Origin of the sequence: Pseudoduganella sp. R-43 (genome assembly GCF_049913255.1) — a bacterium.
Lineage (GTDB): Bacteria > Pseudomonadota > Gammaproteobacteria > Burkholderiales > Burkholderiaceae_D > Rugamonas.
Genome location: NZ_CP183988.1, coordinates 2,589,052 through 2,609,384, shown reverse-complemented (window position 1 = coordinate 2,609,384; position 20,333 = coordinate 2,589,052). Strand labels below are relative to the sequence as shown.

At 60.0% G+C, this 20,333-nt stretch carries 14 protein-coding genes and 1 tRNA gene; 9 read left to right on the top strand and 6 right to left on the bottom strand.

Features of this window, described 5'->3' with window-relative positions; translation table 11 throughout:
* The first annotated feature begins 74 nt into the window (after positions 1–74).
* Positions 75–905 carry an alpha/beta fold hydrolase gene (locus ACN9M3_RS11925; RefSeq protein WP_426322638.1) on the top strand — a complete coding sequence of 277 codons (831 nt, stop codon included), beginning with the start codon at positions 75–77 and terminating at the stop codon, positions 903–905.
* Here ACN9M3_RS11925 and ACN9M3_RS11920 read toward each other — a convergent pair.
* The 3 genes from ACN9M3_RS11920 to ACN9M3_RS11910 all read right to left on the bottom strand — a co-directional run bounded on the left by ACN9M3_RS11920 (position 881) and on the right by ACN9M3_RS11910 (position 5,900).
* On the bottom strand, positions 881–2,179 hold the full coding sequence (locus ACN9M3_RS11920; protein ID WP_426322636.1) for an MFS transporter: 1,299 nt from the start codon (positions 2,177–2,179) through the stop codon (positions 881–883). The genes ACN9M3_RS11925 and ACN9M3_RS11920 overlap by 25 nt on opposite strands.
* The gene (locus tag ACN9M3_RS11915) at positions 2,176–3,477 is read right to left on the bottom strand and encodes a GH1 family beta-glucosidase (protein WP_426170954.1); all 1,302 of its coding nucleotides are present in this window, start codon (positions 3,475–3,477) and stop codon (positions 2,176–2,178) included. The genes ACN9M3_RS11920 and ACN9M3_RS11915 overlap by 4 nt, the downstream gene beginning before the upstream one ends.
* A 71-nt stretch (positions 3,478–3,548) precedes the next feature.
* Positions 3,549–5,900 carry a TonB-dependent receptor gene (locus ACN9M3_RS11910; protein ID WP_426322634.1) on the bottom strand — a complete coding sequence of 784 codons (2,352 nt, stop codon included), beginning with the start codon at positions 5,898–5,900 and terminating at the stop codon, positions 3,549–3,551.
* A gap of 110 nt (positions 5,901–6,010) precedes the next feature.
* On the opposite strand from ACN9M3_RS11910, the gene ACN9M3_RS11905 reads away from it, so the two are divergent.
* On the top strand, positions 6,011–7,573 hold the full coding sequence (locus ACN9M3_RS11905) for a tryptophan halogenase family protein (RefSeq protein ID WP_426322632.1): 1,563 nt from the start codon (positions 6,011–6,013) through the stop codon (positions 7,571–7,573).
* A gap of 65 nt (positions 7,574–7,638) precedes the next feature.
* Entirely contained in the window at positions 7,639–8,658 is a 1,020-nt protein-coding gene (locus tag ACN9M3_RS11900) for a LacI family DNA-binding transcriptional regulator (protein ID WP_426170951.1), read from the top strand.
* A gap of 3 nt (positions 8,659–8,661) precedes the next feature.
* On the opposite strand, the gene ACN9M3_RS11895 is transcribed toward ACN9M3_RS11900, so the two are convergent.
* Complete coding sequence (locus tag ACN9M3_RS11895) at positions 8,662–9,747, bottom strand: M23 family metallopeptidase (protein ID WP_426170949.1); 1,086 nt, start codon at positions 9,745–9,747, stop codon at positions 8,662–8,664.
* Positions 9,748–9,871: 124 nt separating this feature from the next.
* Here ACN9M3_RS11895 and ACN9M3_RS11890 point away from each other — a divergent pair.
* The 6 genes from ACN9M3_RS11890 to ACN9M3_RS11865 all read left to right on the top strand — a co-directional run bounded on the left by ACN9M3_RS11890 (position 9,872) and on the right by ACN9M3_RS11865 (position 14,275).
* A tRNA-Ser gene (locus ACN9M3_RS11890) sits at positions 9,872–9,961 on the top strand.
* A 121-nt stretch (positions 9,962–10,082) separates the two neighbouring features.
* Positions 10,083–10,634: a hypothetical protein gene (locus ACN9M3_RS11885; protein ID WP_426170947.1), complete on the top strand. Its 552-nt coding sequence runs from the start codon at positions 10,083–10,085 to the stop codon at positions 10,632–10,634.
* Positions 10,635–10,698: 64 nt separating this feature from the next.
* Complete coding sequence (locus ACN9M3_RS11880; protein ID WP_426170945.1) at positions 10,699–11,043, top strand: YggL family protein; 345 nt, start codon at positions 10,699–10,701, stop codon at positions 11,041–11,043.
* A gap of 338 nt (positions 11,044–11,381) precedes the next feature.
* Positions 11,382–11,738, top strand: coding sequence for a type II toxin-antitoxin system RelE/ParE family toxin (locus ACN9M3_RS11875; protein ID WP_426170943.1), 357 nt, complete (start codon positions 11,382–11,384; stop codon positions 11,736–11,738).
* Between the two features lie 62 nt (positions 11,739–11,800).
* Positions 11,801–12,391, top strand: coding sequence for an addiction module antidote protein (locus ACN9M3_RS11870; RefSeq protein WP_426170942.1), 591 nt, complete (start codon positions 11,801–11,803; stop codon positions 12,389–12,391).
* 261 nt (positions 12,392–12,652) lie between these two features.
* Positions 12,653–14,275 carry an alpha/beta hydrolase gene (locus ACN9M3_RS11865; RefSeq protein ID WP_426170940.1) on the top strand — a complete coding sequence of 541 codons (1,623 nt, stop codon included), beginning with the start codon at positions 12,653–12,655 and terminating at the stop codon, positions 14,273–14,275.
* 19 nt (positions 14,276–14,294) lie between these two features.
* On the opposite strand, the gene ACN9M3_RS11860 is transcribed toward ACN9M3_RS11865, so the two are convergent.
* Entirely contained in the window at positions 14,295–17,165 is a 2,871-nt protein-coding gene (locus tag ACN9M3_RS11860; protein WP_426322628.1) for a TIM-barrel domain-containing protein, read from the bottom strand.
* A gap of 14 nt (positions 17,166–17,179) precedes the next feature.
* Entirely contained in the window at positions 17,180–20,191 is a 3,012-nt protein-coding gene (locus ACN9M3_RS11855) for a TonB-dependent receptor (protein ID WP_426322626.1), read from the bottom strand.
* Positions 20,192–20,333: the final 142 nt, after the last annotated feature.

The window sequence follows — 20,333 nt, the reverse complement described above, 5'->3', positions numbered from 1 at the left end:
AACTCGTCGCAATCTTCCGGTAGCTAGCTGTGGCAGCCGTCAGAATCGCCACCGTTATCAAACTGGAGACATTCATGCCCTTGACTCGTTTCACCCTGCCTGTGCTGGCAATCGCGCTGGCCAGCGCCCAGGCCCATGCCGAAGCCGTGCTGCAGAACTTTGCAGGCCATAAGATCGAAGTCCTGAAAATCGCCAAGCCAGGAGCGCCGTCCACCGTGGTCTTCGAGAACGGTTCGCGCATCACCCTTGATAAATGGGACAAGGTAATTGCGGAAGTGGCCAAGGAATCGACGGTGTTTGCCTACAACCGCCCCGGATACGGAAAGAGCGACAAGCCTTCCACCCCGCGCGACGGCAAGACCGTGGTCGAGGAGTTGCGCCAGCTGCTGCGCCAGCAAGGCTTGCAGCCGCCCTATACCCTGGTCGGTCATTCCCTTGGCGGCCTGTACATGCAGATGTATGCGCGCGCCTACCCGCAGGAAGTCCAGGGGGTGGTGCTGGTCGACTCGGTCTACCCCGGCATCATCAAGAAGCCGGAAGAATTTCCCTTCATGACGCGCGTGGCCAAGTACGTGTTCCTGAACGCGGCGATGGAGGCGGAAGTCGACCAGATCAACAGCACCGGCCAGGCCATGCTGGCGATGCCGTGGAATGACGATATTCCGGTCGTGCGCCTGTTTAACGTGCCCAAATCGGCCGGCGCCGTGGCGGTGGACCTAGGTACCGTCAACGACGACGAACAGACTCGCAACATGGTCAAGAACATGTATCCGAAAGCCTGCAAGGTGATCGTGGATTCCGACCACCAGATGCAGCAGGCCAATCCCGAGGTCGTGGTCAGCGCGATCCGCGACGTGATCGGCGCCCACGACGGCAAGCGTCAGCCAGCCTTGCGCTGCAGCTGATCGGGTTCGGTAGCAGGACGCGCTTCTTCATGGTGGAAAGGCGCGTACCACGTCACGATGAAGGATGGTACGGTCGCCGCCATCACCAGCCAGAAGTAACTGACGTAGCCCAGTGCTTCCTGCAGGTGGCCGCTGACCATGCCGGTCAACATGCCGCACATCCCCATCAGGCCAGTGCCGAAGGCGTAATGGGTCGTGGTGTATTTGCCAGGCGCCAGTTGCTGCATCAGGTAGATCATGAAGCCCACCGAGCCAAAGCCGAAGGAGAATTTCTCGATCACCACACCGGCGCCAATTACCCACAGGTTGGACGGCTGGTAGATCGCCATCAGCAGGAAGGTGGCAATCGGGATGTTCAGTACGCAGCACAGCGTGAACAACACCGGTTTCAGGCCGCGCTTCGCCACGTACCAGCCGCCAATCAGGGAGCCCGCCAGCACGGCCAGCAAGCCGTATGTGCCGTAGACGATGCCCAGCAACTCATTCGACATGCCCAGGCCGCCCTTGCCCACCGGATCGACCATGAAGAAGGGGCCGATTTTTTCCAGCAGGCCGATCGAGACTCGGTACAGCAGCGCGAAGGCTACCATCATCCACACGCCGCGTTTTTCGAAGAAGGTCTTGAACGCGTCGCGCAGGATGAAGGCAGCCTGGCCCAGGCTTTCCGGCGTATCGGCGGCACGGGCGCCATCCGGCATAGCGCGCCAGTGCCATGCCGTAATTGCCAGCAACAGGATCGCCACGGCCACGAAGACGATGCGCCAAGCGCCCAGCCAATCCATGCCGTAGTCCGAATGCAGGCGGCCGCTCAGGTAAACCAGCACGCCGGAGGCCACCACCGGGCCGATATTCCAGCTCAGGCTTTGCACGCCGCAGTAAAGCGACTGGCTGCGCGAGCTTAACGAAGTGACGTACACGCCATCGCTGGCAATGTCCATGGTGGCGCCGATGAAGGACATGATCCAGAACAGCACCATCATCAGGGCCATCGAACCCGGCATGCCCATCACCAGGGCTACCGCACCGAAGCCCAGGCCAAGCAGCAACTGTGTGACCAGCACGAAGAACCTCTTGGTGCGGTACATTTCCACTACTGGCGCGAACAGGGGCTTGATGGTGTAGGCCAGGATCAGCATGCTCGAATACTGCGCGGCACGGCCATTGTCCATGCCCAGGTTCTTGAACATGATGGACGTGACGCTGGTCAGCATCATGTACCCCATCGCCATCGCGAAGTAGCCGGTGGGGACCCACTGCAGCGGCGATCGGTTCATGAACGCTGTACCTTGATCAATTCACGATACCAGTGCGCACTGTCTTTCAGCGTGCGCTTTTGCGTGGCGTAATCGACGTGGACGATGCCAAAGCGCTTGGCGTAGCCGGAATCCCATTCGAAGTTGTCCAGCAGGCTCCACATGAAGTAGCCTTGCACGTCGACGCCCTGCTCCATTGCGCTGGCCAGCGCATCGAGGTGGCGCGTGACGAAGGAAATGCGCTCCTCATCGTGCTCCGGCGTACTGCTGGCCATGCCGTTCTCGGTGATGTAAATCGGTGGCAGCTCGTACTCGCCCTTCAGCTTGAGCAGCAGTTCGGTCAGGCCTTGCGGGTAGATCTCCCAGCCCATGTCGGTGCGGCCGTTTTCCAGCGGCGGCGTACGCGGCGGGTCTTCGGCGCTGCAGAAGGCGCGGAAGTAGTAATTCACGCCGAGGAAGTCGATCGGCTGGTGGATGACGGCCATGTCGCCCGGCTCAACCAGCGGCGCGTTCGCGCCGTGCTTGCGCAGCGCCAGTTCCGGATAGCGGCCTTTGAAAATTGGGTCCATGAACCATTGTACCGAACGCGCATACTCGAACTCCGCCAGTTCGCGGTCGGCGTCGCTGTCTGTGGCAGGATCAGCGGTCCACTGGTTCAGCACGATGCCCAATTTTGCCTTCGAGCCGACGGCGCGCATGGCGTTCATAGCCAGGCCGTGCGACAACAGCAAGTGGTGCGAAACCTGTATGGCCGCCTTGGCGTCGCGCACGCCAGGCGCGAACTGTCCGTTGCCGTAGCCCAGGTTGGCTGTGCACCACGGCTCGTTGTGGGTGGCGATGCTGGCCACACGATCGCCAAAGCGGCGCGCCACTTCGGCAGCGTAGGCCGCAAAATGGTAGCAGGTATCGCGATTGAGCCAGCCGCCCTCTTCCTGCAAGGCTTGCGGCAAGTCCCAGTGGTACAGCGTGATGTATGCCTGCTTGCCCTTTTCGTGCAGGGCTGTAATCAGGCGGTCGTAGAAAGCGAAACCGGCTTCATTCCAGGCGCCCTTGCCGTCCGGCTGGACGCGCGACCAGGCGATCGAGAAGCGGTAGGCATCGACACCGAGCCAGTCGATGATGTCGACGTCCTCGCGGTAGCGATGATAGTGATCGCAGGCGACGCTGCCGTCGCTGCCGTCCTTGATCTTGCCGGGCGTATTGCAGAAAACGTCCCAGATAGAGAGGCCTTTGCCGTCCTCCTGGTTGGCGCCTTCAATCTGGAAGGCGCTGGTGGCTACGCCCCAGAGAAATTCGGGCGGCAGGCGTTTATCTTTCATTTCTTGATTCACAGGTTAAGGCTTAGGGATGGCCTGCCCCGAGGGACGAGGCAGGCCGCGTTGCAACGGGCTTAGAATTCGATGCCCGCATTCACACCGATGGTGCGCGGAGGCAGGTACTGCGCCACCCACACATTGGCGCCGTTCATGGCGCTGGTCTTGATGCGCTTGTCGCCCACATTGCGCACGAAGGCGTCCACCCAAAACTGCTTCGGTCCCTGGTAGCGCAGGCCGAGGTCGAACTTGGTGTAGGCAGCTTGCTGGTCTTCCGGGCCCAGGTTGAAGATCGACAGTTCGGACTTGGTTTCGTAGTGTGCCGAAACGCGTGGGATCAGGGTGTCGCCATTCGCCATGCGGAAGGTGTGCTGGTAGTTCAGGTGGGCCGAGAACTTTGGCGCGTGCGGCATGATGTTGCCGGTGACGTTCAGGCAGTTCGAGTTCAGGTCCGGGCAGAACGGCAGCGCGTAGTCGTTGGAGCCGGCGATCAGGAAGCCCAGCTTGGTGTGGGTGTAAGCCAGGGCCAGCGCCAGCTTGTCATCCGGCGACAGCTTGGCCTGGATTTCCGATTCGAAGCCCCACACTTTCGCGCCGTCCACATTGCTGGTGACGAAGGTGTGCGAACCGTCCGGATTGGTGACCGGGGAGCTGAACTGGAAATCCTTGAAGTCCTCGTAGTACAGCGCGTTGTTGATGCGCAATGCGCCGCCCAGGAAGGAGCTCTTGCTGCCGATCTCGTAGTTGGTCAGGGTCTCCGGGTCGTACGTACGGCCGCCGTCCTGCAGGCCGCCCGCCTTGTAGCCGGTGGCGACGCTGGCGTACAGCATGTGGTTCTTATCGACGTCGTAGCTCAGGCGCGCCAGGCCGGTGGTCTTGCTGCCTTTGTAGCGGCCATCGTTGGACGGCACGCTCGGGTTGTAGCCCTGGCCCGGCTTGGTCGGGTCGATGCTTGGGCTCAGAGGAACCTGCGGTGCGTTCGGGTCAGAATTCCAGGTATAGCCGTTGCCGCCTTCATTGGTGCGCTTGTCCGAGGTGTAACGCAGGCCGCCGGTCAGGTGCATGCTGCCGACGTTCCAGGTCGCCTGGCCGAAGACAGCGCGCGAATCCACGGTTTCCTTCGGCTGGATGAAGGAACCTTGCCATGCCACGCTGCCTTGCTGGGTACCGTGCATGATCGGGATGTCGAAGCGGATGCCGTTGTCTTCCGCCGCGTAGTAGGCGCCCAGTTGCCAGTCCACTTCCTTCTGGCCGACCGACTGCAGTTGCAGCTCGTGGCTATTGCTGCTGTATTTCGACCAGACCGTGTTATTGGCCTGGAAGTCGCCGCCGGTGGTGAAGCTGGTCGGCAGTACGCGGCCGCCGTCCTGGTCGTAAGTCGACGAGCCGGAGAACTTGGAATGGCCGGCGATGTAGGTCAGCGCCATGTCCGGGCTCACCGCATATTCGAGACGGCTGCGGAAGGTGTTCACGTTACGGTGCAGGAACGGCGCGGTGTCGATCAGTGCCGACCACTCGTCCTGGCCGGCGCGCGGAGTCTGCATCAGGTTCATGTTCGGGGTACCACGGTCCTGGAAGCGCTCGTAGGAGATGTTCCACTTCAGGCGATCGGTCGGCTGGTACAGCCAGCTCACACGTACGCCGCTCTGGTTCTGCGCGTTGTAGCGCGGGCCGTTGACGACGTACTGGTTCGGGTTGATCGGCTGGAATTTGGCCGGGTCGCCGCCGCCAGCCAGGTAGGCCGCACGCTGGTCGGCCAGCGAAATGTTCGGGAAGGTCTGGTACTTGACGTAGCCGTCGTGCTGCTCGTGGATCACGGCCACGCGCAGGGCGGAGTTGTCGCCGGTCGGCACGTTCAACGCCGCACGGGCGCCCAGGCGGGCGTAATCGCCGATGCCGCCGGAAACGCTGCCCGAGAACTCCTTCAGCTTGGGCTTGACGGTCTGCATATTGACTGCGCCGACGGTGGAATTGCGGCCCCACAGCGTGCCTTGCGGGCCACGCAGGACTTCAATCGCTTCCACGTCGAACAGCAGCGCGGTAGCCCCTTCCGGACGAGGCGAGTAGATGCCGTCGACGAAGAAGGCTACTTCCGGATCGGCGTATTCAGTCTTGGCGGAGTCGTTACCGATACCGCGCATGGTCATCGTGATGACGCCGTGGTCGCCCTGGCCGGTGGCCTGGAAACTTGGCACCAGGTTGGTCACGTCCTGGATGGTTTGCACGTGTGCGTCTTCGAGTGCCGCTGCATCCAGGGCGGTAACAGCCACAGGGGTCTTTTGAAGGGAGGTGGTGCGCTTGGTCGCCGTGATCAGAACCTCTGGCACGACGGCGGATTCGGTGTTGGCCGCAGGGGCGGCTTGCTGCGCCGAGGCGCTGACGGACGAGACCAGGGCCAGCACCCCGACCTGGATTGCAGAAAACTTCATGTTGTCTCCGGTAGTTGTTGTGAAAACGATTTCTTATTTCTTGAAAACGTTTTCATGGTACATTTTCAAAAAATAAAAAGTCAACAAAAATTTTTAAGGAGACGACAAAAATGGGAACGATCCCAACCACGCGGATACTGATCGTTGGCGGCGGCAGCGCAGGCTGGCTGTGCGCCGCTTACCTGGCCAAGATGTTCGGCGACAGCAAGCAAATCACTCTGGTGGAAGCGCCCGAAATCGGCGCCATCGGCGTGGGCGAAGGCAGCTTCCCCTCCCTGCGCGCCACGCTCGCGGCGATCGGCATTCCGGAGGCGGAATTCATTCGCGAATCGAGTGCCACCTTCAAGCAAGGCATCACCTTCCAGAACTGGCTGCACGGCGAAGAGCACTACTTCCATCCCTTCTCCATGCCGAGCCAGCGGCCGGGCGCGCCGGAGCTCTTGCCTTACTGGCTGCAAGGCTTGGCCGGCAACAAGCCGTTTGCCGAAGCAGTCACCATGCAGAAGCGCGTGGTAGATGCGCAACGCGCGCCGAAACGTCCCGGCGACAGCGACTACAACGGCCCGATGAACTACGCCTACCATTTCGACGCCGCGCGCTTTGCCGGCCTGCTGGCAAAGCATGCGCGCAAACTCGGCGTGCGCCACGTGCAGGATCATGTCGAAGGCGTACAGCTCGACCTGGATGGCGCCATCGCCAGCGTCGACACCCGCGAACACGGCGCGCTCATGGCCGACCTCTATATCGACTGCTCCGGCTTCCGCGCCCTGTTGATCGGCGGCGCACTTGGCGCGCCGTTCCACAGCGTGAGCGATATCCTGCTATGCGATACCGCGCTGGCCGTGCAAGTGCCGCATCCGGCGCCCGATACGCCGATCGCCTCCGCCACCATCTCCACCGCGCACGAGGCGGGATGGACCTGGGACATAGGACTGCAGGAACGGCGCGGCATCGGCTACGTCTACTCCAGCCGCCACACCAGCGACGAGCGCGCCGAACAGGTGCTGCGCGCCTACGCCGGCCCAGCCGCCGAAGGCCTGAACGTGCGCAAGATCCCCATGCGCGTGGGCTACCGCGAACAGCATTGGATCAAAAACTGCGTGGCGATCGGCCTGGCTGGCGGCTTCCTCGAACCGCTGGAGGCATCCGGCATCGGCCTGGTCGAAACCGCGGTGCACATGCTGGGCGCCCTGTTCCCGCATAACGGCGAAATGGCGCCGGTGGCGCGCCACTTCAACCAGTTCATGGGCGAGCGCTATGCCCGCATCGTCGACTTCATCAAGCTGCACTATTGCCTGAGCAAACGCCGCGAACAATTCTGGATCGACAATTGCGACCCCGCCACCTGGACCGACAGCTTGCGCGACAAGCTGGCCATGTGGCGCTGCCGCCCGCCGCAACGCATGGATTTCCTGACCGATTTCGAGATGTACCCGCCCACCAGCTGGCAATACGTCTTGTATGGAATGGACTTCCCGAAAGCCATGCCTCCCCTGCCCGGTCTTGAACCGCTGGCAGAAGCCGCGCGCCAGGAATTCGCCAATATCGCTGCAGTGTCGGCACGGGCAGTGGCGGACCTGCCCGACCATCGCGCCTTCGTAGACCTGCTATGCCGGCATGAAAACGCTTTCAGAAACGATTTTCATACTATTCGTGCAACAGTAATTCATTAAGTCGAAGTTGCCGCTGTGTTCTATGGTAATCTCCATTTGAAAAGCTTTTCAGAATGAGAAATCCTTTGAACGACCACTCCACTGCTCCATCGCCCGCCACGCTGACCGACGTCGCCCGCCGCGCAGGCGTTTCCCCCAGCACCGTATCGCGTATCTTGAACGGCACCGCCAAGGTCGCCGACGATAAACGGCAAGCCGTGCTGGCCGCGATCCGCGAACTGAATTTTGCACCCAACCAGATGGCGCAAAGCCTGAAGCACGGACGCACGATGACGATCGGGATCGTGGTGCAGGATATCGCCTCACCCTTCTTCGACGAGATCCTGCACGGTGTGGACGATGGCCTGAAAGGCACCGGCTACGCCTCGGTAATCGTCAGCGGCCACTGGAACGCCGACGAAGAAGCGGAGCGCATCCGCCTGCTGCTGGCGCGCAAAGTGGACGGGATCATCCTGCTGACCGGCCGCATGACCGACGCAGCGGTGCTGGGCTTCGCCGCCCAGCGCCCTATCGTCTCGCTGGGCCGCGTATTGCGCACCAACCGCGCAATCGGCTTCGCGCTCGATAATGAACACGGCGCCTGGCTGGCCGTACGCCACCTGATCGAAATGGGCCATCGCCGCATTGCCCACCTGGCCGGGCCGGGCGAGAACCGCGACTCGGTCGAGCGCCTGGCCGGCTACAAACGCGCGCTGAAAGAAGCCGACATCGATTTCGATCCGGCGCTGGTGGTGGAAGGCGACCTGCAGGAGGCCGGCGGCCTGTTGGCCATGAATCGACTGTTCGACGGCGGCCATCCCTTTACCGCCGTCTTCGCGGTGAATGACCAGACGGCTTACGGCGCGCGGCTTTTCCTGTATCGCAAAGGCATTCGCGTACCTGACGACATCTCGCTGGTCGGCTTCGACGATTTGCCCGGCTCCTCCTACACCACGCCGCCGCTGACCACCATCCGCCAGCCGCTGTACGTGATCGGACAGACGGCCGTGCAATCGATGCTCGGCCTCATCAACAGCGAGGAAGTGGAAGGCACCATCCCACCGGTGGAGCTGGTGGTGCGCGAAACCACCCGGCGCATCCGCTAAGGCTTACGGCAGGCGGCGCACCACATCGCCGCTATCGACCTGGCCTTGCTTGACCTTGAGCCAGTTCTTGCCTGTCAGGCGTTCGAAGGTATTGAACGGCGATGGCAGCGCATCGGCATCGAAGCCCGGCGCGTTTTTCAGGTCATAGTGCAGGTGAACCAGGAAGGCATCGCCGGAAAAGCCCATTTCTCCGACCTTCTGGCCAGCCTTCACGATATCACCGGCCTTGACCGCCACACTGCCCTGCTTCATATGGGCCAGCAAGCTGATTTCGCCGTTGCCATGTTCGATCTCCACGTGGTTGCCCCACATGATGCTCGGATCAGCGATGAACTGCTCCTTGCCAAACGACGGCCCCTTGCCTTTGGCATTGTCCGGGATTGTGCCGACGGCGCGGATTACCTTCCCGCCAGCCGGTGCCAGGATCGGTTTGCCCCAGCCATACCAATCGTCATTGCGCGATCCATCGCCCTTGAACATGCGCCCCTGGTCATCGGTGGCCACGAAGTCATAGCTGTAACGCATGAAGTTGCGCTTCCATTTCAGCGCCTGCGCCATAGGGTCCAGCAACGGCAGGCGGCGATGGTGGCCGTAAAAATCGTGTCCGTCATGTACCAGGACCGGCCCGGCAACGGGCAGTTGCAGCTGCGCTTTCGGCTTGTAGGAAGTTGGCGCTACCGGGATTTCGACCGTGTATTTGGTATCGTCGCCTACGTCGAACTTGAAGGTATAGCGCAGGCGCGACAAATCGAGCTCCTGAGGGAATGCATACAGGGGATTGAAGACCAGCTCCGACTTGCCCGGCTCAATAAAACGGTTCGGCACCACCAGCACGCTGCGGCCATTGGCGCCTACGCGATACTGCGCCACCAGCTTGCCGGCGTCGCCCAGCACGGATACTTCGACTTCGCTCAATTCAACCTTATCCTGGCTGTCATTCTTGATCAGGAAGTCTATGTTCAGCAATTGCTGGCCTTTGCCCTGCTCGATCAGCGGCTTTGAAGGCGCCACGCTCACCTCGATCGGAGCGGCCATGGCAGCACCCAAGGTCAAGGTCATTGCGGCAAAAGCGATGGCATGCAGTTTCATTCGGTCCCCCAGGGTTTTAATCGTGGGCCGACCATACCGGCGCAGGCATCCCGGCGCGGGAATTTGCGACGAACTGCACGATTCTTGGCGCGATCCGCTCCGGGAATGTATAATCCAGCCCTCCGGAAGCGTGGCCGAGTGGTTGAAGGCAGCAGTCTTGAAAACTGCCGACGGTTAATCCCGTTCGTGAGTTCGAATCTCACCGCTTCCGCCAACGTGCTTTGGGACTTGGTCGCGTGACTTTGATCCTGATGTGCAGTAGTAGTGCAGTAGTAGAAGTACCTAGTGTGGATGGGGCCGGAATCGAAACCTTACCAACTACCTAGGAGCAGCAAATGATTAAGATTAAGTCGTTGTTTCAGCGTAACTACGACGGAAATCGTCAAGTTCGAAACGAAGTCGTGCCGGGATCCGAATGGGTCACCGAAGGTACCGGCTACGCAACCCGTAAATGGGATGGCTTGGCTGTGCGGTTGAAAGATGGCGTGATCTTTGTACGCTACGACGCGAAAACAGGACGCACCCCTCCCGCCGGCTTTGAGCCTGCTCAACCACAACCCGATCCTGAAACCGGTCACTGGCCGGGCTGGGTCAAGGTGGAAGGCAAGAACTTGAAGAGGATCATGGCGGCCGTAAAAGAAGGCCTGCCTGATGGGACGTACGAATTCTGCGGTCCTACGGTCGGCACCCGCCATGGCGCAAATCCTGAACGGTTATCTGAACACCTGCTGGTACCTCACGGCAAAGATGTACTTGTTGATTGCCCTCGTGATTTCGATGGCCTGAAGTCTTACTTGACCAAGAATGTGATGGAAGGTGTGGTTTGGTACCACCCGGATGGTCGCATGGTGAAGATCAAGGCTGCTGACTTCGGAATTGTGAGGTAAGCCTGACTGATGGGTTGGTGGTAATAGATTACCATCAACCCAATTTTTTTGACCACGATCTACCATGACCGCATCCCGCCGCTACAACAAACGCCAACTCAAGAAAAAACACCTCGGTGAGTTCCAGGAACTCGGCTTCCTCGTGGAAGCACAAATCGTGGGCCAATTGTCCATGGCCGAACACAATGCGCTGATCCATCAATTCCTCGACGAAGCAATCGAGCCAAACGGCCTCGCTTTTGGCGGCGGCTACAACGATGATTTCGGTGGCATTGTGGTTTCGAACAAAGCCTACGGCAAGGTTGAAGAACACCATCGCACCCTGGTTCAGGAATGGCTTGCCAAGCAGAGCAAGCTGACCGACGTCAAAGTCGGCGAACTGCGCGATGCGTGGTACGGCTGGGGTTAAGCAGTAAGCGTCACACCAGTTGAGGGCAGCCAAATGGCTGCCTTTTTCATGTCAAGCTCTTTGCAACCGCTGATGTTCAGCTACAGTCATGATCTGCCCTCCTCTCCGGAAATTGCATATTTGACACAATATATGCCGGTTGGGAATGCGTAACAACAGTTATGAGATTTCTTTTGGCGTCTTGTTAATTGCAGATTACAGGCAACGACGTTCCGCAACTTGGGACACTTCATTAAGTCCGCGACTTCGCAATACTCCCGCAGCGCATGATTATTCGATTGCGTTGCCGTAATCGAGTGATTACAATGAATGTAATCGAATGATTACACGAGTTGCCTATGAAGGCTATCAAAAGCACGCAAAAGTATCGGGACTGGATGGCCAGCATCAAGGATGTCAAGACAGCGGCGATCGTTGCGTCCAACGTCGAGAAGTTGGAAAGGGGTCTCGGCGACGTCGCACCGGTTGGAGAAGAGGTCAGTGAGATTAGGGTCGACCATGGGCCTGGGTATCGGGTCTACTTCGGCGAGCTCGCCGGCCAAGTAATCATTCTGCTCGCAGGCGGCACAAAAAAAGGGCAACAAGCCGACATTGATGACGCAAAAACGATGTTTAAAGAATTGAAGAAACGGGCAGCCGCGAACGCAGCGGCGAGACCGGGCGCAAAATCGACATCAAAGTCCGTACAAAGATAGTGCCACTTAAGCACACACTAAGTTCACTCACATAGCACAATAAGGTAAGCAAGGAGAAATGTATGTCCGATCAAAATATTACTGTGTCCGACCTTGACGGTCTGGGCCTGGAGGACTTCGACCCTGCGGAATACCTCACCAGCGAGGAGGCCGCCGCTGTTTATATTAACGAAGCCCTGGCAACAGGCGATGCAGCGTTTCTCGCGTCCGCAATCGGTGACATTGCCCGCGCTCGCGGCATGACTGAAATTGCCAAAAGCGCTGGTATTACCCGGGAGGCGCTGTACAAGGCGTTGCGCCAGAACAGCCAGCCACGCATGGAAACTATCGCCCGAGTTCTTGGCGCAATGCAGTTACGCTTGGTGGTCGAGCCAATTCCTGCTGAATTAACAAAGGCAGAAGCGACTCAACAGATAGATTCACGAAAAGTGGAAGTGCGTCACCTGTCACCAACAGCTCGAAAGGCACCACCTAAGCGAGCGCCGGTGCATTCAATGCCGGCTGCAAAAGCCATGACGGTCGAAGCGACTCCGGCCAACGCACCAGCCAAGTCAGCGGCAAAGAAGACTCCCCATGCACCTGCAAAGAAAGGTGGGGCAAAGAAAGCTCCCACACCCGCACAGCACCCGCATAAAGCCTACGGCAAGGCTTAAGAACACCATCGCACCCTGCTTCAAGAAAGGCTTGCGAAACAGAGCAAGCCCGATTTGCCACCAACGGGGTGGCTTCAGTCTGCCGCCATGCAGCGGGGAGCGCGTCTGGCGCGCATCACAAAATGTCGGCGGAATCACATTGTTTGTTGATGCGGAAGATGGAGCGGCATCGTTCTACGAAATTATGGCTTCGTTGCGTTTCCCGCTGATCCTGATACTCTCGTGTTTCCATTTCTTTGAAAGGCCGCCATGCATAGCTGCTTGAAGATTTCGACACTCTCCCTCCTTCTGATGCTGGCCAGCGCAGCAAACGTGCAGGCCGCCGCCACGCCAGACCGGCAGTTCATCAAGGTCCAACTGGATGCCGCCGCCAGCCCTGCCACCCAAGGCCGGCTACTGGTGTTTGCGAGAGAGGCCAAATCCGCCGAAGCGAACGCGCTGGAGAAGTCCAAGCAAAAGTCCAATGCAGTGACGGTAGTAGATGCCGATCCCTTTGCTGCAACTGAAACTGCTGTCACGGCGCGGGAAGTTGGCCGCCTCCACCCAGGAGAAAGCGTAGGCATTGACGGAGACGACATCGCTTTCCCGCATCCATACTCGCAATTGCCTCCCGGCGACTATTACGTTCAGGCGGTGCTTGACGTGGATCACAGCTACAACTACACAGGGCGTGGCGCGGGCGATCTGGTCAGCGACGTCGTCAAGGTGCACTTGCCAACCAAGGAAGCACCCACGATCCACTTGGCCCGAGCCCTGCCCGCAACCGATCCGTGGACGCGGGAGTCCGCTTCCGCCGAGGAGCGCGCGGCGCTGGATGCAGCCCGTCCGCACGCCCAGCCTATCGCGTTCACCAGCCCTGCCCTGAGCGCTTTCTGGGGCCGCCCTGTCAAAATGGATGGCTGGGTCCTGACCCCGCCTGGCTATGACGCGAAAGCGAAGGAGACCTATCCTACGGTTTATTTCACCCACGGATTTGGCGGCAATGCCGCCTACCTGGTGCCGATCATGGCGGACATTTTTAAAGGCATGGCAAGCGGGAAAACGCCGCCCATGATCTGGGTGCTGCTGGATGAATCGAGCCCCACCGGCACGCACGAATTTGCAGACTCTGTGAATAATGGCCCTTGGGGCCAGGCGCTGACGTCCGAGCTGATTCCTCAGCTGGAGTCAAACTACCGCATGGATGCCAACGCCAATGGACGCCTTCTGAACGGCCACTCGTCGGGTGGCTGGGCAACCCTCTGGCTGCAGACGCGCTATCCAAAACTGTTCGGCGGAACCTGGTCCACGTCGCCGGACCCGTCGGACTTCCACGATTTCACCGGTGTAGACTTGTACGCACCGCAGGCCAATGTCTTCCGCAAGACCGATGGCAGCGCCTATCCGCTGGTGCGTGACCACGACAAGGTCCTTGGCACGTTTGAGCAGTTCGCCAAGCTGGAACGCGTGCTGGGCAGCTATGGCGGCCAACTCGCCTCAATGGAATGGGTGTTCTCGCCGCGCGGCCATGCCGGAGCGCCGCAGCCCATGTTCGACCGCGACACGGGCAACGTCGATCCCGCCGTAGTCGCTTATTGGCGGGAGAATTTCGACATTGCCCACCGCATGAAGCGCGATTGGCCTGCACTGAAGGCCGACCTCGATGGAAAGATTCACCTGATCGTGGGTACCGCCGACACTTTCTACCTGGATGGTTCGGCCCGTCGCCTGCAAGCGGTGATGGAAGGCCTGAACGCAAAATCGGACTTCCGCTTCGTCTCCGGCAAAACGCATTTTGACCTCTACAAAGAGGGCGAGAACAAACTCGCCCTGCTGGAGAAGATCACTTGGGAGATGTATTCGGTAGCGCGGCCCAAATCCCCATTAAAGCCGGGGAACCCCTAAAAGCAGGGCCGCGCACTCATCATGGCTTGATTGCGACTTCCTTTCCGTCGTAAGTGACCTCTTTGTCGGCAACATCGAGGCTACCGGAGGTCGAGGTGCCCGGCTTGATGAAGTGAACCTTGAACTTGCGCGCCGCCACCATGCCTGGATACTGCCCTTCCCGCTTACCGATCGTTACGACACCGGTCTTCGCGTCGTAACGTAGCGGGATGCGGGTGTATTCGCCGCGCGTATAGCCGTTGCTGACGCCGTCGTCTTCGTAAAGCGAGAAGTCCCCGTCGGCCCCCGTGTAGATCTTCAAGGTAACCGGCGCATCCGGTTGCTGGTCCACATACTGCTGCACCGGCACCGTAGGAATGATCGCGCCAGCTTTCACGAACAGCGGGATGCGCGAGGCGGGCGCGGCAGCTGTGATTGTCGAGCCGCCTTGGTGCACGGCGCCGGTGTCGAAGTCATACCACGACGCCCCCTTGGGCAAGTAGACGCTGCGTTCACGGGCGCCGTAGCTGGTCACCGGGGCGACCAGGATGTCGTGGCCGAACAGGTATTGGTCCTTGATGTCTTTCACACGCTCGTCATACGGAAAGTCCATCACCATGCCGCGCATGATGGTGCCGGACTTGTGATAGGTGTCCGACGCGGTCGCGTAGATATACGGCATCAGGCGGTAGCGCAGTTTCAGGTACGACACCATCGAGTCGCGCATCTCCGAGCCTTCCGGCGCGATATTGTAGATCTCGCGCTTGACCACTTCGCCGTGCGAACGGAATAGCGGCGAAAACGCGCCGAACTGGAACCAGCGCAGGTTCAGCTCTTGCCATTCCTTCAGGTCGGCGGGATCGATCTTGCCGCCGCCGGTCCCGCGATTCTCCTGCGCCGAACCCACGTCGCCATACTGGTAGCGGTTCTCCTGGGCGTAGCCGCCGATGTCGTGCGTCCAGTTCGGGATGCCGGACATCGACATGTTCACGCCCGAGGCAATCTGGTCGTACAGGTTATTCCAGCGGCTGGCCACGTCCCCGCTCCACACGGCTGTGGCATTGCGCTGGATGCCGGCAAAACCGGAACGCGACAAGATGAACTGGCGCTTGTCGGGCTGGTCGCGCTTCAAGCCTTCATACATGCCTTGGGTATGCACCAGGCTATACGGATTGAAGGTGACCTCGCCCGGGCCGTAAATGGTCGGGCCGATCAGCTTCTTGAAATCCTCGGGGCGCGTGTTGGACAGCACGTCCGGCTCGGTATTATCCATCCACCAGGCGTCAAAGCCCAGGTCCACCAGCTTGTGCTTCATTTGGCGGTAGTAGATGTCGCGCGCCTCTTGCGCATAGGGGCTGTAGTGACTGTTCTTGTAGCCAGGACCAACCCAGTCCAGCGCTCCGTCCTCCACGTTCTTCGTCCACATATGGCCTTTGGACGCGAACTCCTTGTAGTTGTCGGTCGTGTCGTAGTATTTGCCCCAAATGGAGATCATGATGCGCGCATGCAGGCGGTGCACTTCGTCCACCATGCCCTTCGGGTCCGGGAAGCGGGTCTTATCGAAGTCGTGCGAGCCCCAGGCGTTTTCCGGCCAGTAGAACCAGTCCTGCACGATATTATCCAGCGGCCATTGGCGCCTGCGATATTCGTGCAGGGTGTCGAGCAGCTGCTGTTGGGTTTCGTAGCGCTGGCGCGATTGCCAGAAGCCATAAGCCCATTTCGGCATCATGGGCGCCTGGCCGGTCAACTGGCGATAGCCGCCGATCACGGAATCCATGTTCGTGCCGCGGATCACGTAGTAGTCGATGCCTTGTGCGATTTCCGAGGACAGCGTCAGCGAATGGCGCTCGCGATCCGGCATGGGGTCGCTGTGCGTCATGGCCACCATGCCGCCGGATGGCTTCCATTCCAGTTTCAGCTTGACCGGCTTGTCCTTGGCCATATTGAGCTCGAAGTTGTGGTACCACGGATTCCAGCCCTGGCGCCACACATCCAGCACCTGCTTGCCGTCGATGGTCAGCGTGGCATAGTCGGATGCGTACAGCTGCATTTTGTGGACGCCCGGCTTGTCGCTGGACAGCGTGCCTTCCCACACCACCTTCACGTCCTTCAGGTTTTTCACTGGGCCGAGTTCTTTCGGCCAGTTTTCCGCAACGTCCTTCAGGTACTGATAGGCGATATCAGGTTCCTGGCGGGTCAGCGCCAGCTTGCCGTCCACGTAGTAGCGCGCGGTCAGTCCACCCGCTTTGCCTTCCGCATCTACCAGCTTCAGGTCGCGCTTTAACGGCCCATAAGGATGCGGGTTGCCGAAGCGCGAGATGGCGTTGTTGTCCCACAGGACGCCGTAGTTCTTGTCCGAGACCGCGAAGGGCACGGAGGCGATCATGTTGTGCTGGGCCAGCAGCACATCTTCGCCGTTCAGGTTCATCTGGGCGTTCTGGTGCTGGCCCAGGCCGTAGAACGCATCTTTCGTACCGTAGTTGAAGCCCTGCTTGATCGCCACGAAAGGCTTGCCGCCGACTTCAATCGGTTCAATGGATTCCGATGCCTGGCTCAGGAACGGCTTGCCTCCCGCATCCGAAAATTGCACGCTGCCGGTCGCCAGCGACACGGCAGCAGCAATCTTGTTAGCCTGGAGGATCACCGTATCGCCCTTGCGCTGGACAGTGAAACTGCAGCTGCATGGCTTGGCGACCGCCATCAGCGATGGCGTCAGCGCCTTGCCGCCCTGGTCCAGTTTCAGCACATGGATGATGTTGTCGTCCATGAGCTCCAGGCGGACTTCCTTCGCAGCGCCGCGGTCCGGTTTGACCACCAGGCCATGGGCTGTTTGTTCGAAGGTGCCGGCGCCTGCACTGCCGGCCGCCGCCAGGGCACACAACAGCGCGGCCCGCATCGGTTTAAAACGCATTCTCTCTCCTGTGATTAGAACGAATAACGCAGCTTGACGGCGTAGCGCGGGCCCGAAACGAACCATGCGCGCCCCATCATGCCGGTATGCTGCTGCATCAACTGGCGGTACTTGGCATCGGTCAGGTTGGTGCCTTCAATGCCAATGGTTGCCTTGTCGTTGATCTGGTAGAACACCGAGGCATCCAGCTGGCCGAAGGAATCGGCCCAGGTCGGAAGCGCCCAGTGCAGCACGTGCTGGCCGAAAGTCGGGCTGGCCGGATTGGTGTCGGTGGCGTCGCCGCCGTTGGTGCCGTTCACGTCGATCGCCTGCAGGTTCCTGGAACGCCAGCTGTAGGCCACGCGGGCCGACCATGGGCCTTTGTCGTACAGCAGTGCGATGTTGTAGGCATTCTTCGACAGCAGTGGCAGCGGCAAATCGTTGAAGGTCTGGCCGTTGGTGTCGCAACCATTCATGCTGGTGTTCAGGCCAGCGGCCTGGCTGCTGCCGCTGCAGTACGGCGAGAACACCGGGGTGTACAGCTTCTGCTTGCTGTCCACGTAGGTGTAGTTGGCCTGCATGCCGATGCCGGACATCCAGCCCGGCAGCTTGTCGAAGTACTGCTGGTAAGCCAGTTCGATGCCGCGCGCGTGGCCCTTGGCGCCGTTCACCGGACCGGTCACGACAAAGTTCTGCAGGTTGCCCGATACGTCAGGGATCTGGTAGACCAGGGACTGCTTGAGGATCACGTCCTTGAGCTGCTTGTTGAACACGGCCACCGTGAACGAACCCACGGGCGAGAAGTACCATTCGGCTGTCAGGTCGGTCTGCCTGGAGGTGATCGGCTTCAGTTGCGGGTTGCCTTTGGCCTCGCCCGACTGGTTGACGCTGTTGATGGTGGTGACGCCGCCGTTGTTGGTGATGTCGAGCTTCTGCGACAGCGAAGTGTAGGCCTGCAACTGGTCAAAGTCCGGCCGCGACATCGCACCTGCAAAGCCGAAGCGGAATTGCAGCTTGTCGCTGGCCTTCATGCGCAGGTTCAGGCTAGGTAGCACGTTGTGGTAGCTGTTGTCGAAGTCCTGGGCTGCCTGGTAGGCCGGGATCAGGGCAAACGGCAGGCCAGTCACAACGTTACCGGCTGGGATGGTGTAGTCAGGCTTGAAGGTGACGTAGCCCTGGGCGGTCATGTCGGTCTTCACATAGCGCACGCCAAGGTTGCCGTCGATCGGGTACTTCAGTTCATCGAAGCCGAAGCGCACCTGGGTATAGAAGGCCTTGGTCTTTTCCGACTGCACGTTGGTGCCGGCCGGATCGGTGCCGAACGTGGCGGCCTTCCACGGGGTGCAGCTGGAAGAGTCGCCGTTATGCGCTTCGGTACACAGGATGTCGTGGTATTTGTGCAGCGCTGCATAGCTGTCCGGATAACCATTCGCCAGCGAGACCGCCGGGAACACCAGCGATGGCACCTGCATGTTCTTGTTGAAGAAGTTATTGAAGGCATGCACCTCGGTATTGCCGCTGAACCGTGGGTCGCCCAAGTAAGCAAGCTGCTTGATGTCTCCACCAAGTTGCCATGTCTGGGTGATCGGCGACCAGTTGTAGCTCGGGTTGGAGTTCATCGTCACCGAGTCCTTGTTGGACAGGCGGACGCCGAAGCGGATGTCCTTCAGGAAGGGATGGTCTTCGAAGTCGTAAATGGCATCGCCCTTCCACGACTTGCCGGTGGCTTTGGAGCGATCCAGGTGCTCCATGGTGAAGGCCCAGTAGTAATTCCTGGGGTCGGCCAGGTGAGCCAGGTCGGACTGGTCGAAGATCAGGCGCGGGACGTCGCCGCTCAGGTCGACCTGTTCCTTGGCCATCTGGATGCCGGTCGCCACGGTGGAGTCCAGGCTGCGGGTCTTGGCCTTGATGTACTGCAGGTCGGATTTCAGGGTCCAGCGGTTCGCAGGGCGCCAGGTAACATTCCAGCCGATGTCCGTGGTGTCGGACTTGCGGTTGGCGGTACGGGTGTCGCCGCCAAAATTGATGCCGCCATCGGCCGGATCGGTCAAGGTACCCGTCAGCAGGTTGCCGTTCGGGCCGTAGGTGGCATCGGGGCTGACGCGGATGTTGTACGGGCTGGCCTGCGAGAAGATTGCGCGCTCATCCCATTGCATCTGGTACTTGGACTTGAAATAAGTCAGGTGCGACTTCAGCGTGGAATCCTTCTGCCATTGCAGTGCGCCGTAATAGCCCTCGCGCTTGCGGTCGAATTCCAGTGTGCGCCATTGCGCGCCCTTCGGCACCCACACCGTCTTGCCGTTGACGACGTCGGTGCGCGGATAATAAGGCTCGACCTGGAAGGCGTCGGTGCGGGTGGCGCTTTCCGAGTATGCCAGGTCGACCAGCGCGCCAAACTCTCCTATCGGCGTTTTCCAGCGATCCGATGCCAGGATCGAGCCGCCCGGCTTCTTCTTGCCGCCCAGCTCATTGTACGTGTAGTCGGCGCTCAGGGAGACCTTGGAGCCTTTGTAATCGAAGGGTAGCGCGGTGCGCAGGTTGACCAGGCCGCCGATCGAGCCTTCGATCTGTTCTGCGGAAGGGTTCTTGTACACGTCCACGCCGGCCATCAGCTCCGGTGGAACGTCCTCGAAATTCAGCGAACGGCCGCCATTGGCGGAGAAGGAATCACGGCCATTCAGTTCAGAGCGCACATAGGTCAGGCCGCGCACGGTCACGCCGGAGCCCTCCACCGAATAGTGTTCCGGGTCGCCCTTGGCCATGGTGCGGTCGATCGCCACGCCGACTACGCGCTGCAGCACTTCGGTGATGGAACGGTCCGGCAGCTTGCCAATGTCTTCGGCGACGATGGAGTCGACGATTTCGTCTGAATTGCGTTTGATGTTCTGTGCCGATTGCAGTGCCGCCCGCTGGCCGGTCACCACCACGACTGACGAAGGCTGGGCCGCATCGCCCCCCACCTGGGCCATCGCGGTGCTGGCGGTAAGCAGTGCAAACTGGGCCGCGGCGAGGGCAATAGCGGTCTTCCTGAGGTGAGTCTGATTCACGCTGTAGTCTCCTTTTTTAGTATCTATCTCGTGGTTTTCCACTGAGTGATTGGAGTTTGCTTTGCTATTTTTGCGTTCGCAATTATGAAATTCACCAAAGCTGAAAACGTTTTCAAACAATTACCCGGATTTCCGAACCATA